We start from the raw sequence: 16,554 nt of genomic DNA, 5'->3' as shown, positions 1-16,554 counted from the left end.
AGTTAAAAGGTGCCAACCTACCTTGAGCTCATATTGTTAACCCCAACTACTGCTACTTTCATTCATGTTGAAAACAGTGACCTTTTCCAATAGTATTTGTTGATTAACAGAATGGGGTTCGATTTTTCCTTTTATAAAAATCCAAGCCATTAATGAAAAGAAGAGGAGTAGGCAGACAGCAATGATGGCGGAGATTCGTTTCCATTTTGTTAATCTGTTGATAAAATCAAGTTCTTGTTTAGAAGGTTTGCTTTTAGTGTATAAAACACTATGAGCCTTTAACTCTAGTTGTTTACAATTCAGCAACTCTTGCTTAACAGAACGGCAAGTTTTACAATTGATAAGATGTGATTCTACAAAGACATTTATTTCTTTGGACAGCTCTCGAGTAAGATACAGTGGTAAAAGGTCTTGAACAAGCTTACATTGATTCATCAAACCACCTCATTAAAGAATAAATCCCCAAATATCCCCATATTAAAGATATTCCAATCCTTCATCTATGTTCTAACTTTATTCTGAAAAAACTGAATTTGAATTGGAAGAAGAATGATACCCACGACCGACCGAAAATATGGTATAGTTAATCTAATTGAGTAAAATCCGTATGTAACGGTAGAGGTTCTTAGCTACCCTCTCTAAAAAACTAAGAAGGGACAGCATTCTTCTTAGAGTGCTGTTTTTTCTGCTTGAAAAGGAGTCTGGAAAAATGAAAAATGATAAAGCCATCGTTGTGTTTAGCGGCGGTCAGGATAGTACAACTTGTTTATTTTGGGCCTTAAAGAATTTTAAAGAGGTAGAAGCGGTTACCTTTGATTACAACCAACGCCATCGCTTGGAAATCGAAGTGGCGAAAGATATTGCCAAAGAAGTTGGCGTTCGGCATCATATTTTAGATATGTCATTATTAAATCAACTTTCACCTAATGCCTTAACAAGAGATGATATTGAAGTAAAGGCGGGAGAAAATGGAGAACTTCCAAATACATTTGTACCCGGTAGAAATCTTTTGTTTTTATCATTCGCAGGGGTGTTGGCAAGTCAAGTCGGAGCGAAGCATATTATCACGGGTGTATGTGAAACAGATTTCAGTGGCTACCCAGATTGCCGCGATATTTTTGTAAAATCATTAAATGTTGCCTTAAATCTATCAATGGATCAGCAATTTGTTATCCATACACCATTAATGTGGATTAACAAAGCCGAAACATGGAAGCTGGCTGATGATCTCGATGTGTTGGAGTATGTCCGAACGAGGACGTTAACTTGCTATAACGGCATTATTGCTGACGGATGTGGTGAATGCCCGGCATGTAAACTTCGTAAAGCTGGCCTAGACCAATATTTGAGCTCTCGAAAAGAGGGGAATGAATAATGGAAGGAAGCTTTTTTGGATTTAGAATTGTCGAGAACCTTCAGAAGATTGATAAGGATATAAAACGTGAAGAGCTTAAATATCATCATAAACGTGTGCTCGTAAGCAAAGAATTTACATTTGATGCTGCCCATCATTTACATTGCTATGACGGCAAATGCAAAAACCTCCACGGACATACGTATAAGGTTGTGTTTGGAATCAGCGGATATACCAATGAACTTGGCCTCGCTATCGACTTTGGCGATATTAAAGAAATATGGAAAGAGGACATTGAAGTTTATCTGGATCACCGTTACTTAAATGAAACACTTCCGAAGATGAACACGACTGCCGAAAATATGGTTGTCTGGATTTATGAACAGATGAAAGCGGCGCTCTCAAAAAGAGAAGAGACGTATGACGGGGCACGTGTTGAATTTGTGAGGCTTTATGAAACTCCGACAAGCTATGCTGAAGCAAAAAGGGAGTGGATGGAAGTTGAGTAAGATTCCTGTTTTGGAAATTTTTGGTCCAACCATACAAGGAGAAGGATCGGTCATTGGCCGTAAAACGATGTTTGTTCGAACTGCCGGCTGTGACTACCATTGCAAATGGTGTGATTCTGCTTTTACCTGGGATGGATCAGCAAAAGATGAAATCAAGCAAATGACAGCAGAGGAAATCTGGGTTGGACTTAAAGAAATCGGTGGGGATTGTTTTGATCATGTAACAATATCAGGAGGAAATCCCGCTTTATTATCATCCATCGGTGAACTTGTGGGACTATTAAAGGGAGAAGGCATAAAACTTGCTCTCGAAACCCAAGGGTCTAAATGGCAGGAGTGGATGAAAGACATTAATGATTTAACGCTCTCACCAAAGCCTCCAAGCTCCGGAATGGAGACGAATTTTGAAATGCTTGATATGATTGTTGATAATCTCAGAACTTGTTACAATACGAGTTTAAAAGTCGTCGTTTTTGATGATTTAGATTTTGAGTATGCGATGAAAATCCATGAACGCTATCATGACGTTCCTTTTTACTTGCAGGTGGGCAACGATGATATTACAACGTTTGATAATGATTCTCTAACTAGAAAATTGCTTCAAAAATATGAATGGCTTATTCAAAAGGTTGTAGATTGTCCAGAGATGAATGATGTAAAAGTATTGCCACAGCTCCATGCACTATTGTGGGGAAATAAGAGAGGCGTCTAGTATATGGGAAACAAAAAAAGCGCAATTTGCGCTTTTTTTGTTTTTAGCTCTGACCAAGCAAAAAGTCTTTTCCATATTGTCCATGTTCGTTAATACTAGGGTGCTCGATTTGAACAGTGACGTGCTCAAGACCATATTTATCTTTTAACATGGTCGTAATTGCCGATACAACGCTGAAAGGCGGGCAATCTTTACAAATAAATACATGGGCAGTTAAGGAGTAGTGGTCGGTTGTTATCGTCCAAAGATGCAATTCATGGATGTCATGAACTCCTTCTACTGCTCGAATATCAGCACGAATTTGATCAAGATCTAACTCTTTTGGCACTGATTCCATCAAAATCAGATAAGATTCACGAATGATTTTCGCTCCGCCGATAAATACCACAGCGCCAATGACAATACTAATGATTGGGTCGAAGATTGTAATGTCTGTAAAATAAATCAAAATGGCTGACAGAATGACACCGACCGAGTTTAAAAGGTCACCAATGAAGTGCCAGAGCGCACTTTTGATATTCAGATTGTTTTCTTTCTTTGTGCTGCGAATAAGAACAATTGTAAGCACGATATTTACTATTAAGCCAATGACAGCCACACTAAGCATTAATCCCAATTCAATATCCCGCGGATGAATGATCCTTTTAATACCTTCAATAAAAATTCCAATCGCAATGACTGCCAATGCAAGCCCGTTTAAAAAAGAAGCCAATATTTCAAAACGAAGAAATCCAAATGTATATTTGTTGTTTGATTCCCGCGTTGCTAGATAAATGGCAACCATGCTCAATCCCAATGCAAGCACATCAGACATCATATGTGCAGAATCCGACAATAGAGCTAAAGAGTTAGCTAATATCCCACCAATAATTTCGACAAGTGTAAAAAATAGTGTGAGTACCAAAGTAATCCATAATGTTTTCTTCGATTCATTTTGTTCCTTGACGTGGTTTAGGTGGTGATAATCATATCTATTCATTTTTTAATCTCCCTTCTACGCTTATCATAATTCCAAGAGTCATTAATTGTCAATTATAATTGAGAAAATATTATCGTAATTGAGAATGGTAATCATAATAAGCACAAAAGTTGCTATTTTTGTTGATAATAATTATTATTTATTTTCGTGTATATATTCTGAATATTTGGTCAATGATTATAATGAGGTGATTGGAATGGAAGCAATTATTCTAATAATGATAATATTTATTTTTACAATCTCGTGGATGTTGCTTGATGAAAAACAGGTTGATTATATATATGAAGAAATTGATAAGATTGAAGATGATGAAAGGGTTGTGGTCCTCTTTAAGAAAACAAAAATTAACGAATAGGAAAGATAGTTAACATAATGATGTTATAGTTAAGCGAATCAAATTAAAATAAAATATTTATAAAAAATGGCCCTGATTTTTCAAAAATACAATTGTATTTTTAAAAAGACCGCTGTATAATTCAAATCATATATTTCATATATTCAAATATTTGAATATGTAGTACTTATTTTTAGGAGGATATTTTTTTGTGGAACGATATGCACCAATTTAAAGCCGAGTTTTTTAAGGCGTTAGCACATCCATTGCGAATACAGATTCTCGAGATTTTATCGGAAGGGGAGAAAAGTGTCAACGAAATTCAAAGCATTCTAAATAGCGAAGGTTCAGCTGTCTCACAGCAACTCAGTGTTTTACGGACGAAAAACATTGTCGTTGGCGTAAAAGACGGGAAAAGGGTCATATATTCGTTGCGTGACCCAGCTATTATTGAACTATTAAAAGCAGCAAAAGAAATCTTCAATAATCATTTAATTGATGCCATTACCATGCTAGAAGAACTGGATGACCAAAAGTCGAGTAATGCATAAATACGTGGAGAACACAAATGTTGGGGGAAAAAAATCTGGTACTAGATTTTTTTACAGATGTGTTCCGTGGAGAAAGTTTATTAAGAAAAGAAGGGTTATAAGTGAAGAGCTTATTTATTGACCGATTTGAAGGATATACGCTGAAACATTTTCAAAAAGATCTCATTTCAGGAATCATTGTTGGTATAATTGCTATTCCATTGGGGATGGGCTTTGCAATTGCTTCAGGGGTGAAACCTGAATTTGGCATCTATACAACAATAATCGCCGGTGTTTTAATTTCATTATTTGGTGGGTCAAGATATCAAATTGGTGGACCTACCGGTGCTTTTATACCGGTTTTGTTCGGTATTGTTATAACTTATGGTTATAATGACTTATTGCTGGCTGGTTTTATGGCAGGGATTATGCTAGTCCTCATGGGGGCCTTTAAAGTCGGGAATTTAATAAAGTTTATCCCTCGCCCAGTTACAATAGGGTTTACCGCCGGTATTGCAATCATTATTTTTACAGGACAAATTGCAAACTTTTTAGGATTAACAGGAATTAAAAATCACGAAAAGTTTATTGATAATATGAAAGAGATTATTGTACATCTTAACACAATGAACATGTATAGTGTGTTAACGGCGCTCATTTCTTTATTAGTTATTTTAATTACACCGAAAGTTTTACCGAAAGTACCGGGATCATTAATAGGCTTAATTGTATCAACGGTTATTGCCTCCATCTTTTTTTCAGGTCAGGTGGCGACCATTGGGTCGGCGTTTGGGGATATACCAAGTACGCTTCCGAAATTCAATATGCCGGACATTACATTTGACCGAATTGAACGATTACTTGCACCGGCATTTGTCATTGCCATCCTTGGTGGAATTGAATCCCTTTTGTCAGCGGTCGTGGCTGATGGTATGACAAATAGTAGGCATAATAGCAACCGTGAATTAATTGGCCAAGGAATTGCCAATATGGTGACGCCATTATTTGGTGGAATTCCGGCAACTGGGGCCATTGCAAGAACTGCAACGAATATCAAAACAGGCGCTGTTTCTCCCATGTCAGGGGTTATTCATGGGTTGTTTGTACTATTTACATTGCTGATTTTTGCACCATATGCTTCCGATATTCCATTAGCAAGTATGGCTCCGGTTATCATGATTGTTGCGTGGAATATGAGTGAACGGAAACATTTCTCACATATTTTAAAATTGAAAACTGGTGATTCACTTATTTTGGCAGCTACATTTTTAGTAACAGTGTTTGCCAATATTACTACGGCGGTTGAAGTCGGTCTTATATTGGCTGTAGTATTATTTGTAAAACGGATGAGTGATATGCCTGTTGTTTCGAAAGTGTTGCCTGACCATACGGAGAAAAATCAAGCGGTTCGCCCATATGTTGTTAATGAAGCACATGATTGCCCGCAAATTAGTATTTTTACTGTTGAAGGACCGTTGTTTTTCGGTGTTGCCCAGTTATTTGAACAACGCATTACGGAGACTATTAATTACAGACCTAAAGTATTAATTTTGCGAATGGGGAAGGTTCCATTTATTGATTCAACAGGGGAGGCGAATCTTCAAAGCATTGCTCGCCACTTTAAGAAAAATGGGGGCACCATCCTAATTTCAGGAGCGATTCCATCCTTAGAACAAACATTAAAAAAATCAGGTTTGTATAATGAGATAGGGGAATCCTATTTTTTCAATCATACCGGTGAAGCCATCGATTATGCAATCAAGGAAATTGAAACGAATAAATGTTTAGGGTGTAAGCATTTTGCTTTCCGCGAGTGTACTCAGCTTTCAGGTCATATTGAACTTGATGTGGGTCCGACAGGCAGGAAGGGTATCGTGTAATCAAGACAAAAGAAAAACGCCTAGAGTTCACTTCAACTCTAGGCGTTTTTATTAGGAAAAACATAAGAATCAGGTTGTTCGATGGTCGACCATAAATGATCTGAAAATACCAGTAATAATTAAAAGACCTGTAATAAAAAAGTACGTTTTTCCTAAAAGAAGCTGTTGCCCAACTAGGTAGTTGTTGCAAAGTCGGACCGGTGATTCCAAATATAGCCATCCCATAACAACAAACATCGATATAAGATTTGCCAAAATAAAATTTTTGCTGATAGAGTTCAATCTTTTCCAGCTATACGAGATGGGGATACCAGCTAATAACGGTAAAGAGCTATATTTTGCCATTGAAAATAGTACTTCATTTATAGATGCATCAATGGATCTAGGCAACATCCAAAAAGCAATCGTGAAAATGGCGAGCAGCATCCCTGGAATACCATTTTTATTGGATTCTGCCTGATCCATTGGAATTTTCGTTTGAAGAGCTTTTCCAAGAAAAAATCCAGCAAGTACTAGGAGCGGAAGCTGAACGACCATTTGGCCTACCATATAAGATTCAATTAAATGTTTAACTGGAGGAAGTGCTAAAAGAATTAACAAACCAACTCCAAATGTCGCCTTTCTTAAAACCATCCTTTTCTCCTCGCAATCTGAAAAGTTTAGCTCATTTTAATAATAGAATTAAATTCATTTATCACTTTTTTAGGATTTTGATAATCTAATATTTTTACAAGTTTACCTTTTTCATTTATCATATAAATTGCAGCGTTATGTTCAAATCCGCCACTTTCGTTTGGAATGACAACAACGCCTAATAAATCTAAAAATGATTTTTGATCTTCTAAACTAGAGAATCGCACCATTTTCCATGTGATACCATCAACAGCAAAATGTTTACCATATTCCTTTAACTTCTCTGGTGTATCGCGTTCTTGGTCAAAGCTGAAACTTAAGAAGACAACTTTTTTTCCTAAGTATTCTTTAGGCAAGCTATCGTATACTTCTTTAAATTTCATTTCGAGAGTAGGGCAGAGGTCGCCACAGCTTGTGTACATAAACGTTGCCAAGACAATTTTGCCTTTATAATCATGGAGCTGAATTTGTTTACCGTCACTGTCTTCCATGCTGACATTTGGAAGAAGTGGCTGCTTCTCCATAATAGAAATTTGACGGGCTTTTTCCGCCGTAAAAGCGTGAAGCCCGTCTGTTCCTTCCCATAGAACTAATAGACCAACTAAAAGCACGATGAGAGTGGAAAGTAAATTACGCATACATTTTTTCCTTTGTTTCATTTTGTACCTTGTTCGTACCAATTTGTTTTGCAGAAATGGCAAAGCGAATAATAAAGACAGTTGTTGCAAAAATGATTCCCATTGCTGCTACAGCACCGAATTGATCGGAAGGAACCCATTCAGGTAAATGCTGTGCCCAACGTCTAGGTGCACTTAATTTACCAGCATACAAGAATGAACCTGTTAAGCCCATAAAGAATATTAAATACATCCAGAAACCTAATTTATCAAAGACAGGTACCATCTTGATGCCTTCTACTTTGATTAGGTAGTACATAAAGCCCCAAATCATGGCAATGGCACCGATTCCCATGTAAGTATGGAAGTGGCCTGGAACCCATTTTGTATTATGCATAACTTCGTTAATAGCAATCGTTGCATCTGTAATCGCTGGTACGACACCAATCATCCAGCCGAAAATGGACATGAAAAATAATGATGATGCCATATCCCATTTAATCTGTGAACGGAAAACAATTTGTAATGCTCCAAATCCAGTTACAACAAGAACTGGGAAGCCGTTTGCATATGAAAGAACTTGTCCTAAGATAATCATCCATTTTGGTAATGCGTAGTCCATTAGTAAATGGTGCGGATAAATAATCATTGTAAATAAAGTAGATGCATTCCAAGCAATTAGGAAAATACCATACGTTTTCCATGGTCTTCCTGTATACTTAGGGAAAATTTCATAAACAGCGATACAACCCATATAAATAATAGCATTTGCAAAAATATGACCAAATGAGTAAATTAAGTTTTTCGCTATTAGAGGGTTCATCGTAAAGTTTGGATTAAATAGATTAATAATACTCATTACTAAGACAGCTGCACCTGAAATGACGGCTGCTGTATTAACGATTGTAACCATTGTAGCGGCAACAACTGTTGGTGGTAATTCTTGGTTCATTTTTTTACCAAAGATGATTGGCCATCCAAGTGCATTTCCTAAGTTACCGTATTTTTTGATAATTGCTCTACCTGTATCAAGATAAAATAATAGGAAGCCTGTACCAAGAATGGTCATTCCGCCCAGATAAAATACTGCACCAGCTACGCCCCACATACCGCCTGAAAGTCTTGGTAGTGGATAAAGGAATGTCCATGCCGCAGCAAAGTTAAAAACAAAAATACCGATAAGAACCATTACAACGCCAATAACAAATGTAACGATATTTGTAATAAAGATACCTTTACTTAATTTAACGTATTGACTAAGAAAATAATACATAATAGCTACGCCGCCAAGAGCACCAGCACCAACCATTCCAGTGCCGTGAAGCGTCATGATTTTATAAAAGAAACTATCAGAAATAGAAATTAATTTTCCTTGATTTAAAAGCATTAGTAAGCCCATTACCATCATCAGTAAAATAATAACAGCGCCTAAAATCGTTGGGAAGACTACCCTTTTTCGATTAGAACTGCTTACAGAATCTGTAATAAGTGTTTTCATAGACAAGACCCCCTTAGAATTTATTCAGTGACCGTAATTGTTGTTTTCATGACATGATGGGCGATTCCGCAATACTCTAAGCATAAAACTTGATAAGTGCCTGGCTTATCAAAAGTTACATAGACAGGATTTGTATAGCCTGGCATTGCTTGTGTTTGTGCAACAATTTGCATATCTTCATTGTAAATTCCAAAGCCATGGTTAACATCTTTACTAGTTACTCTAAATTCAATCGGTTGACCAACTTTAAATTCATTTTTAGACAGTTGGAAAGCAAATTGCATTGCTGTTGCATCGACCACCTCTTGATTTTCTTGAGCCTTTGCTCTATCAAACGGAAGATCATGCAAGGTTACTGTAGTAAGTAGAGCAAGGATGATAACTAAGCCAAAGAAATAATACTTTTGGACCACATGGCCCTTGTGTTTAACTGATTCATAATCTTCTTTTTGTTTTGCGTTCACAAGTACATAAATGAATACACCAATGAGTCCTGTAATAAAAATAATTGTTGTAAACCATGCTGCTTGTTGATACATAACATAACCTCCTTAGTTTAACTTTTCTTATGGTCTTAGTTTTTTAAGCATGGTGAAATATTTTGTAGTACTACACCTCCCGAACTTACTCTCATTTTTACGATATAAAAGTTAGAAAAGGCTTTCTGTAACAAACTTCACAATTTTTTCACATATTTCGAAATTACGATTTATTAGCACAAAACAAATTAAATACTATGGAAATAGTAGTAAACGTACTGTATATTTAAAAAGGAAAATTAAGACGAAAAGAAAAAATATTGAAAAACTAGACAGGGATTTGTATATTTTGTGAAGAAAAAAGAATAAAGTATATTAATCTTTGTTTTTTCTGTAAAATAGTAATATATGGAAAAGAATAATATGAATGTAATGTTAAAAATAGGAGAAATAGAGAATGAAATATTTCAACTTTGGGAGAATTGGCCGAAAGTTATTGATTATGTCATCAATTTCCGGCATCATATTTATTGCATTTGTGTTTTTTTGTATATGGGAAATTGACCATCAATTTACGAGAAATGCTAAGCTACAAGTAGAGGTTGATGAAATTGAAACTTCGCTCCATGGTTTGTACGAGTCATTATTAAATCAAGAAAGCGGACAGAGAGGGTATAATCTCACGGGGGAGAAAGTTTTTTTGAAATCCTTCGATAACGGAATGAATAATTACGATGAAATTTCAAAATTGCTGGTTGAAAAAGTGAAAAACAAGCCTTTAATTAAGGACGATGTAATGAATGTCATTAAGAAAGGGCAGTACTGGCATGTACAATATGGTCATGGGTTGATTGAAATGACAAAAATGGGGCAAAAACCAAGCATTGAGACTCTTGAAGAGGCAAACGCTGCCTTTAATGATTTTCGCCAATCTCTCGATGAAACGCTTGATTTAGCGGGGAATTTACGAGAAACGTACCGGTATACATATATTAGGAAAATTGCCGAAGCAAAGCGAAACCTTTTCGTTATTTCCATCCTCTTAATCTTATTGAATGCACTCATGATCAACCGCCAAACAAGAGCAATAATCCGACCGGTTCTTTTACTAAATAAAAGTGTAAAAGCTTATGCAAAAAAAGACTTTAATGAGACTATACCCCCATACAAGAAAGACGATGAATTAGCTGAACTGATTGAAAATGTAAACTCAATGCGCTTAGAATTAAAAGAAAGGTTTTCAAATATCGAATCATTGGCAGTGTTGGACGGGAATACAGGCATTTATAATCGACGTTATTTTGACCAGGCGATAGAAGCAATCTGGAATAAAGCAAAAAATGAGGCAAAGCCGGTATCTCTTATACTTTTTGATATCGATTATTTTAAAAATTATAATGATACATATGGGCATTTACAGGGAGATCAATGTTTGAAAAAAATCTCTAGTAAATTAATTGATTTATTTGGAGATTCAGAAGACATTGTCGCCCGGTTTGGCGGCGAAGAGTTTGCGATTATCTTACCGGAGCAAGGTGAAAAAATAGCCTACAGTAAAGCGGACAAATTAAGACAAGCCATTATGGATCTAAATATTACCCATCCCAACTCTTATGTGCATAATGTGATTACAATTAGTATTGGGGTAGCATCGATATTACCAGCAATCGGAGACAGAAAATCTATTCACTTAATCTCGCTTGCTGATCAAGCACTGTATAAATCTAAAGAGAATGGCCGAAACCGAGTTACTCAGTATAATGGTGCTGTAAATAAAAAAAATGCTGGAAAGAAAACAATAAAAAAGAAGCGCTTGAAAAAAGCAAAATAAAAAATAGCACTTTTTCGCTATTGTCAGCGGAAAAGTGCTATAGTAATCCTTTTTGTTTAAAAACAGTTTCGGCACCGCATTTCGCGCAATAAAGGGCATCTGGCCGGTTTACAAATCCACAGCCATGTTTTCCTTTTGTTTTTAAATCCGAACAGCGGTTTATGAGTGGCGCACCGCATTTCACACAATATTGGTCCTTATCTTCAGCCTCTTCTGAGCATTTTACACATTTTATCTTTTCTTTTTCCTTTTCACTCACATTCATCATCCTAAATCGCAATACTTAAAAATTGTTCTGAGTATGGTGGTCAAAGACAGGTGTATCAAAGGCATCTTCATCATCAATCATAATCTTGTTATTGGCAATAATATTTTCCCCAACAAAACGTCCATTACCACTGTTGATCTTGGACCTAGAAGACCACCCAGATTGTTTACTATCACCAATGGTGACTGTAGCATTTCCATTTAGCGATTCCACTTTAACCTTATTAAAATGTATCAACGTGTCACTATCAGTAGCACTTACATTTTTTTCAATTAAAATACTATTGTCAATAACCGGTGAATCAATGATATCATCGTCAGATACAATAAACACACAGTTTTCTATCGAGCTTTGATCACCTGCAACACCGAAACCATAATTAGACTTTATTTGCGATCTCCAGCCATTAACAAAATTGTTTCTTGAAATAAAAATGCCAGATGTAGTTTCGATATTTTTGACATGAATATCACCAAGCGCTATTTTTGCTCTCATGTGATGATGTCCCTCCCTTTAGACGGACTGATTTTGAGCCGATGGGACCATATCGCTATCTTGTACAGGCATGTCAACAAGATCTGGATCCAGAATATTTACGATGTTATTAAATTCAGCGTTATTACCAATAGAAAATCCAATGCCAAAATTTGCTTTTTGATGGGCGCTCCAGTTTGATTGCAGCACTTCCCCCATGGCTACCGTAGCATTTCTGTTTTGAGCATTCACAACAACCGATACAAAGTTGATGGCAATTGCCATATAAAAACCACCCTAATTTGTTTATTAGTTACAATATATGCAAATTTTTTTAAAAAAAGTATTGTTTCTGTCTAAATTTATAATCTTTTTAAAAATTCAAGTCTATTTCTGTGAATTGAATATCATCTGCTTTTGGTATTTTGATTTGCATAATCCCGTTTTTATAATTTATTTTCGCGCCTCTCTGTTGAACGATTGCTGGTAATAAAACTTTATGCTTGTCACCGATATTGGGGATATCTTTTAGGACAAGTTGGTTGGAATTATAAAATATTTTACCGGCTTGCACATCGTTTCTATGTTTAACAGGGAATTGGACAAACACATCTTCATGGGATTCAAATACTTTTATGTCCAGGGGGTCTGTCTTTGTTTTTGGCTGAGATTTCGCTTCTTTATTTGTCAGATGAGATGTTGGGGTTGTATTTTCCCTTGTTTGATTAGTGGTATTAGTCGTAGTTTGGGGTGGAGTAAAGGGCATATTATTTAAGACTTGATCTTCAATCATTTTTTTGACAAACTGGTCAATCTCATTCGGCTTTATGTTCATTAAAGACTTTACATATTCGTTGAAATTTTCGTAATGGCTCCAAGGGAACATGACAACTCACTCCCTTCAGACAATTTCGTTGCTATTAGTATATGCCTTGGCCATATATTTTTTACTGTAAACCTATATTTTTTTCCATCAGAATGGTTACATCATTAAATCCAATGTTTTCATACAACATTTTGGCATGATTGCCGGCAAAAACGTTTAGTTGCACTTTCGTCATCCCGGCCTTTTTCAATTCAGCTATTGCACGCTCAATTAATACTTTCCCAATGCCTTTTTTTCGATATTGTGGGAACACATACAGCTCATATAAAAAGCCAACCGCTTCTTTTTTATAATAATTGTAATCCGTTCCCAGTAAGATCCAGCCCATAATATTCCTTCCGTGTTGGGCAACTAAGTAATAACCGCCTTTAGAAAGCACATTTGTCGCCATTTCATACGTCAGATGCGAACTGCTTTTCATATATCCCATAGACATTTCTTCCGTGAATGATACAGACCAGAGCATCAATTGATTGATTTCATATTCATTTGCTCTACGGATAATCATGGAGTGACCACCTTTAACAATCGTTTATACCCATTACAGATACCTATCTATATTACATGAAAGAAAGTGGGGATTGGTTCCATGAAAATCCTGAATGATAACAAATACAGTGATATTTTATATGAAAAATTTACCAATGGGATGAAAGTCATAGACAAAAAAATATTGTATTGTATAATGGTAGAAAAGTACCATTTACGACAAATTTCAACATTTTTATAGATTACATAAAATATATCAAAAATACAATAAAGCTTTATAAAACAAAATTGATAAAGGCAAAGCTATGGAAACGTAGTGACGCAAAGCTAGAGGGACTAAAACGGGAGGATTCCGGTATGTCAGCCAGTTACCGTATTTGTTTAGGGTCAAAAAACATATCCCTTTTCTTTACGGGATATGTTTTTTTTTCTAGGAAAATGGCACTGGTTGATGCCAAAGTTAAGGAGATGGTTTAGAGTGTTAAAAAAATTTGAGAAATCAAGGCTAAATTATTATTCTTTAATTCATATGGCTCCAATACCAATTCAAATTTTAGATTCTAATTCAAACGTAATCCTATGGAATATAAGTGCAGAAGAAACGTTTGGTTGGACTGAATCAGAAGTTATTGGACGTCGTTCCCCTATTATTCCTGATGAAGAGAAAGAAAAATTTATCAAGATGCACGCACTTATTTTAAATGGAAAGTCCTTGACAACAATTGAAGCGAAAAGGCAGAAGAAGGATGGAACTTTATTAGATACGATCATAAATTGCTTTCCTTGGTTTGATGAGAATGGGGGCATTGCCGGTTATGTAGCAATTATTAAGGATGTGACCAAGCAGAAAAAAAATGAGCGTCAGCTGGAACAGACCTTTAAAAAATTAAAGGATTTCCAGTATGCTTTAGATGTTGCTACAAACCTTTCTATAAGTGACCGATACGGGAAAATTATTTATGTAAATGACCGTTTATGCGAGGTTTCAAAGTTTACGAGAGAAGAATTGATTGGTCAAAGCCATCGAATTCTTAATTCTGGCTCCCATAAAAATGATTATTTTCAAGACTTGTGGGAGACGATTACCCAAGGAAAAGTTTGGAATGGAGAACTAAGAAACCGTACAAAAGATGGCAAGATATGGTGGGCTAATGCAACCATTGTTCCTTTTTTAGATAAAGACAATAAGCCATACCAATACATGGCAATTCGTACTGACATCACCGATCAAAAACTGTTGGAAAACGAACTGCAGGTCCAAAAACAAAAGGTTGAACGAATCTCCTATATTGATTATTTAACTGGTCTGCCAAATCGTCTTCTTTTTGAAGAAGAGTTACGGCGAAAGCTGGAAGAAGCAAGAATAAACAAACAAATGTTTGCATTAATGGTAGTTAATTTAGATGGTTTTAAATTTATCAATGACACCATTGGCCATAAAACAGGAGATAAGCTTTTAAAAGAAGTGGCCTTACGATTGAATCAAACGAGAACAATGGATGATTTTGTTGCCCGGATTGGCGGTGATGAGTTTGCCATCATTGTATCCAATATGAAAGAAATGGATGCTATACATCAAATTGCCCGTAATTTTTTAGAAATTTTTGATTGGCCATTTTTGATTGATAGCTATGAATTTTTCATTACCGCAAGCATTGGAATCAGTTTATATCCTTATGGTGGCGAAAATGTTGATTCCTTAATTCAAAATGCGGATCTAGCTTTGTATCGTGCAAAGGAAATTGGCAAAAATCAATATGAAATTTTCTCGCCAACGATGAATGTCGGCGCTTTCAAGAGATTTTCTCTGAAAAATGATCTACGTAAGGCTGTCCAAGAAAATGAAATCTTTACTTTGTATCAGCCGAAAGTAGATAGTAAAACGAAGAGGATTGTCGGCGCCGAAGCATTGGCCCGTTGGAAGCACCCGGAATGGGGTGTCGTATCCCCTGATGAATTTATTTCATTAGCAGAAGAAACCGGTTTAATTAATATGATTGGCGAGCAAATCTTGATGGAAGCATGTACTCAAACTAAAAAATGGCAGGAAGTGGGACTGCCTCTAGTAAAGATGTCTGTCAACTTTTCCGCATTGCAATTTTTACAGGCTGACATTGTTGATACAGTTCAAAATGTATTGCATGCAACAAATTTAGACCCAAAATGGCTTGAAATCGAACTCACCGAAACCGTAGTTATGAAAAATGAAACAGCCACATTGATGAAATTAAAACAATTAAAGGATCTAGGCGTTAGTATTGCAATCGATGACTTTGGAACGGGATATTCCTCATTAAGCTATCTTAAGAAAATCCAACCTAATACCGTGAAAATCGATCAATCATTTGTTAAAGATATTCCCGGGGATTCTGAGAATACTGAGATAGCGACAGCGGTTATTAGGCTTGCCGAGAAATTAAAGATGAATGTTGTTGCAGAGGGTGTGGAAACGAGCCAACAGGTTGCCTATTTGCAGAAAATTCATTGCCATGAACTGCAAGGTTATTACTTTAGTAAGCCGATTCCAACAAAAGAATTCGAAAGTTTATTAAGAAAAGGGGAATGTATCCCATCAGAGGGCTTCAAAAAGGACGAAACATCATATGAAAATCGTCGAGCTTATTTCAGAATTGATCTGCCGCGGCCACTCATTGCGAATATGACGATTACCGCTCTTGGTGGGAAGCATGTCAAATTAGGAACGACGAAAGTGCTTCTGGAGGATATCGGTCCTGGTGGAGTTCGCTTTACTTCGAATATTAGACTGCCAATCAGATCTGATTTAATTTTAAAAATTAGCACCGTGATTCTCGACCAAGAAATTGAAACAATGGGTACAATAGTTTGGTGTAAAGAGGAAGATCATCTTCAACAATATGGATTGCAACTTACCATTAGTGATAAAGCACGGGACACGTTAACTGGTTTATTAAACCAGTTTCAGGCAAAACTTCGTAATAGGATAATAACTGAAACCTGTTGTAGTTTTTTAACGACTGACAAAGAGGTGTTCTTTAATCTAAAAAAAGATCAAATAAGATAAATGAACTGTGTCTATTTTAATTGACAATAAAATGAAAA

19 protein-coding genes and 2 riboswitches are annotated in these 16,554 nt (G+C 36.1%); of the genes, 8 read left to right on the top strand and 11 right to left on the bottom strand.

Annotation, left to right across the window (positions count from 1 at the left end):
• Positions 1-36: 36 nt before the first annotated feature.
• Positions 37-435 (bottom strand): zf-HC2 domain-containing protein, encoded by a 399-nt coding sequence (locus tag ACNQFZ_RS02040; RefSeq protein WP_458413707.1) that lies wholly within the window; start codon positions 433-435, stop codon positions 37-39.
• A gap of 177 nt (positions 436-612) precedes the next feature.
• Positions 613-656, top strand: a riboswitch (PreQ1 riboswitch).
• A 53-nt stretch (positions 657-709) separates the two neighbouring features.
• Here ACNQFZ_RS02040 and queC point away from each other — a divergent pair.
• Genes queC through queE form a run of 3 tightly spaced genes read left to right on the top strand, consistent with a single transcriptional unit; the run spans position 710 to position 2,575 of the window.
• A complete protein-coding gene (queC, locus tag ACNQFZ_RS02035) occupies positions 710-1,375 on the top strand; it encodes a 7-cyano-7-deazaguanine synthase QueC (RefSeq protein ID WP_458413706.1) in 666 nt (221 codons plus the stop codon).
• Positions 1,375-1,863, top strand: coding sequence for a 6-carboxytetrahydropterin synthase QueD (gene queD, locus ACNQFZ_RS02030; protein ID WP_458413705.1), 489 nt, complete (start codon positions 1,375-1,377; stop codon positions 1,861-1,863). The genes queC and queD overlap by 1 nt, the downstream gene beginning before the upstream one ends.
• The gene (queE, locus tag ACNQFZ_RS02025; protein ID WP_458413704.1) at positions 1,856-2,575 is read left to right on the top strand and encodes a 7-carboxy-7-deazaguanine synthase QueE; all 720 of its coding nucleotides are present in this window, start codon (positions 1,856-1,858) and stop codon (positions 2,573-2,575) included. The genes queD and queE overlap by 8 nt, the downstream gene beginning before the upstream one ends.
• 43 nt (positions 2,576-2,618) lie before the next feature.
• Here the strand turns inward: queE and ACNQFZ_RS02020 are convergent, their stop codons facing one another.
• Positions 2,619-3,554 carry a cation diffusion facilitator family transporter gene (locus tag ACNQFZ_RS02020; protein ID WP_458413703.1) on the bottom strand — a complete coding sequence of 312 codons (936 nt, stop codon included), beginning with the start codon at positions 3,552-3,554 and terminating at the stop codon, positions 2,619-2,621.
• Between the two features lie 196 nt (positions 3,555-3,750).
• Here ACNQFZ_RS02020 and ACNQFZ_RS02015 point away from each other — a divergent pair, with 196 nt between their 5' ends.
• From ACNQFZ_RS02015 to ACNQFZ_RS02005, 3 genes are all read left to right on the top strand, one after another.
• Positions 3,751-3,909, top strand: coding sequence for a hypothetical protein (locus tag ACNQFZ_RS02015; RefSeq protein ID WP_458413702.1), 159 nt, complete (start codon positions 3,751-3,753; stop codon positions 3,907-3,909).
• A 188-nt stretch (positions 3,910-4,097) separates the two neighbouring features.
• A complete protein-coding gene (locus ACNQFZ_RS02010; RefSeq protein WP_458413701.1) occupies positions 4,098-4,439 on the top strand; it encodes an ArsR/SmtB family transcription factor in 342 nt (113 codons plus the stop codon).
• Positions 4,440-4,540: 101 nt separating this feature from the next.
• Positions 4,541-6,298, top strand: a complete 1,758-nt coding sequence (locus ACNQFZ_RS02005; protein ID WP_458413700.1) for a SulP family inorganic anion transporter — start codon at positions 4,541-4,543, stop codon at positions 6,296-6,298.
• Positions 6,299-6,367: 69 nt separating this feature from the next.
• On the opposite strand, the gene ACNQFZ_RS02000 is transcribed toward ACNQFZ_RS02005, so the two are convergent.
• The 4 genes from ACNQFZ_RS02000 to ACNQFZ_RS01985 are packed head-to-tail and all read right to left on the bottom strand — an operon-like array spanning position 6,368 to position 9,585.
• The gene (locus ACNQFZ_RS02000; RefSeq protein ID WP_458413699.1) at positions 6,368-6,931 is read right to left on the bottom strand and encodes a hypothetical protein; all 564 of its coding nucleotides are present in this window, start codon (positions 6,929-6,931) and stop codon (positions 6,368-6,370) included.
• A gap of 26 nt (positions 6,932-6,957) precedes the next feature.
• Complete coding sequence (locus ACNQFZ_RS01995; RefSeq protein ID WP_458413698.1) at positions 6,958-7,569, bottom strand: SCO family protein; 612 nt, start codon at positions 7,567-7,569, stop codon at positions 6,958-6,960.
• Positions 7,562-9,046: a cbb3-type cytochrome c oxidase subunit I gene (locus tag ACNQFZ_RS01990; RefSeq protein ID WP_458413697.1), complete on the bottom strand. Its 1,485-nt coding sequence runs from the start codon at positions 9,044-9,046 to the stop codon at positions 7,562-7,564. Before ACNQFZ_RS01990 ends, ACNQFZ_RS01995 begins: the two co-directional genes overlap by 8 nt.
• 20 nt (positions 9,047-9,066) lie before the next feature.
• Positions 9,067-9,585 carry a cytochrome C oxidase subunit II gene (locus ACNQFZ_RS01985; protein ID WP_458413696.1) on the bottom strand — a complete coding sequence of 173 codons (519 nt, stop codon included), beginning with the start codon at positions 9,583-9,585 and terminating at the stop codon, positions 9,067-9,069.
• Between the two features lie 397 nt (positions 9,586-9,982).
• Between ACNQFZ_RS01985 and ACNQFZ_RS01980 the strand changes: the two genes are divergently transcribed.
• Positions 9,983-11,356, top strand: a complete 1,374-nt coding sequence (locus ACNQFZ_RS01980; protein WP_458413695.1) for a sensor domain-containing diguanylate cyclase — start codon at positions 9,983-9,985, stop codon at positions 11,354-11,356.
• A gap of 37 nt (positions 11,357-11,393) precedes the next feature.
• Here ACNQFZ_RS01980 and ACNQFZ_RS01975 read toward each other — a convergent pair whose 3' ends face one another.
• From ACNQFZ_RS01975 to ACNQFZ_RS01955, 5 genes are all read right to left on the bottom strand, one after another.
• A complete protein-coding gene (locus ACNQFZ_RS01975) occupies positions 11,394-11,615 on the bottom strand; it encodes a zinc-ribbon domain-containing protein (RefSeq protein ID WP_458413694.1) in 222 nt (73 codons plus the stop codon).
• Positions 11,616-11,639: 24 nt separating this feature from the next.
• A complete protein-coding gene (locus tag ACNQFZ_RS01970; RefSeq protein ID WP_458413693.1) occupies positions 11,640-12,119 on the bottom strand; it encodes a hypothetical protein in 480 nt (159 codons plus the stop codon).
• An 18-nt stretch (positions 12,120-12,137) separates the two neighbouring features.
• Entirely contained in the window at positions 12,138-12,383 is a 246-nt protein-coding gene (locus ACNQFZ_RS01965) for a hypothetical protein (RefSeq protein ID WP_458413692.1), read from the bottom strand.
• Positions 12,384-12,471: 88 nt separating this feature from the next.
• Complete coding sequence (locus ACNQFZ_RS01960; protein ID WP_458413691.1) at positions 12,472-12,984, bottom strand: hypothetical protein; 513 nt, start codon at positions 12,982-12,984, stop codon at positions 12,472-12,474.
• A 61-nt stretch (positions 12,985-13,045) separates the two neighbouring features.
• Complete coding sequence (locus ACNQFZ_RS01955; RefSeq protein ID WP_458413690.1) at positions 13,046-13,492, bottom strand: N-acetyltransferase family protein; 447 nt, start codon at positions 13,490-13,492, stop codon at positions 13,046-13,048.
• Between the two features lie 267 nt (positions 13,493-13,759).
• A riboswitch (cyclic di-GMP riboswitch) is annotated at positions 13,760-13,849 on the top strand.
• A 102-nt stretch (positions 13,850-13,951) separates the two neighbouring features.
• On the opposite strand from ACNQFZ_RS01955, the gene ACNQFZ_RS01950 reads away from it, so the two are divergent.
• Positions 13,952-16,516, top strand: coding sequence for an EAL domain-containing protein (locus ACNQFZ_RS01950; RefSeq protein WP_458413689.1), 2,565 nt, complete (start codon positions 13,952-13,954; stop codon positions 16,514-16,516).
• Positions 16,517-16,554 lie beyond the last annotated feature (38 nt).

It is taken from the genome of Schinkia acidoalkalinis (genome assembly GCF_054301215.1).
This window is presented reverse-complemented; position numbering and strand designations above follow the sequence as displayed.

What these genes read in the sequence shown, in the direction of transcription:
- ACNQFZ_RS02040 (WP_458413707.1), bottom strand. Translation starts at nt 435, where the DNA reads ATGAATCAATGTAAGCTTGTTCAAGACCTTTTACCACTGTATCTTACT.
- queC (WP_458413706.1), top strand. Translation starts at nt 710, where the DNA reads ATGAAAAATGATAAAGCCATCGTTGTGTTTAGCGGCGGTCAGGATAGT.
- queD (WP_458413705.1), top strand. Translation starts at nt 1,375, where the DNA reads ATGGAAGGAAGCTTTTTTGGATTTAGAATTGTCGAGAACCTTCAGAAG.
- ACNQFZ_RS02020 (WP_458413703.1), bottom strand. Translation starts at nt 3,554, where the DNA reads ATGAATAGATATGATTATCACCACCTAAACCACGTCAAGGAACAAAAT.
- ACNQFZ_RS02015 (WP_458413702.1), top strand. Translation starts at nt 3,751, where the DNA reads ATGGAAGCAATTATTCTAATAATGATAATATTTATTTTTACAATCTCG.
- ACNQFZ_RS02000 (WP_458413699.1), bottom strand. Translation starts at nt 6,931, where the DNA reads ATGGTTTTAAGAAAGGCGACATTTGGAGTTGGTTTGTTAATTCTTTTA.
- ACNQFZ_RS01995 (WP_458413698.1), bottom strand. Translation starts at nt 7,569, where the DNA reads ATGCGTAATTTACTTTCCACTCTCATCGTGCTTTTAGTTGGTCTATTA.
- ACNQFZ_RS01990 (WP_458413697.1), bottom strand. Translation starts at nt 9,046, where the DNA reads ATGAAAACACTTATTACAGATTCTGTAAGCAGTTCTAATCGAAAAAGG.
- ACNQFZ_RS01985 (WP_458413696.1), bottom strand. Translation starts at nt 9,585, where the DNA reads ATGTATCAACAAGCAGCATGGTTTACAACAATTATTTTTATTACAGGA.
- ACNQFZ_RS01980 (WP_458413695.1), top strand. Translation starts at nt 9,983, where the DNA reads ATGAAATATTTCAACTTTGGGAGAATTGGCCGAAAGTTATTGATTATG.
- ACNQFZ_RS01970 (WP_458413693.1), bottom strand. Translation starts at nt 12,119, where the DNA reads ATGAGAGCAAAAATAGCGCTTGGTGATATTCATGTCAAAAATATCGAA.
- ACNQFZ_RS01965 (WP_458413692.1), bottom strand. Translation starts at nt 12,383, where the DNA reads ATGGCAATTGCCATCAACTTTGTATCGGTTGTTGTGAATGCTCAAAAC.
- ACNQFZ_RS01960 (WP_458413691.1), bottom strand. Translation starts at nt 12,984, where the DNA reads ATGTTCCCTTGGAGCCATTACGAAAATTTCAACGAATATGTAAAGTCT.
- ACNQFZ_RS01955 (WP_458413690.1), bottom strand. Translation starts at nt 13,492, where the DNA reads ATGATTATCCGTAGAGCAAATGAATATGAAATCAATCAATTGATGCTC.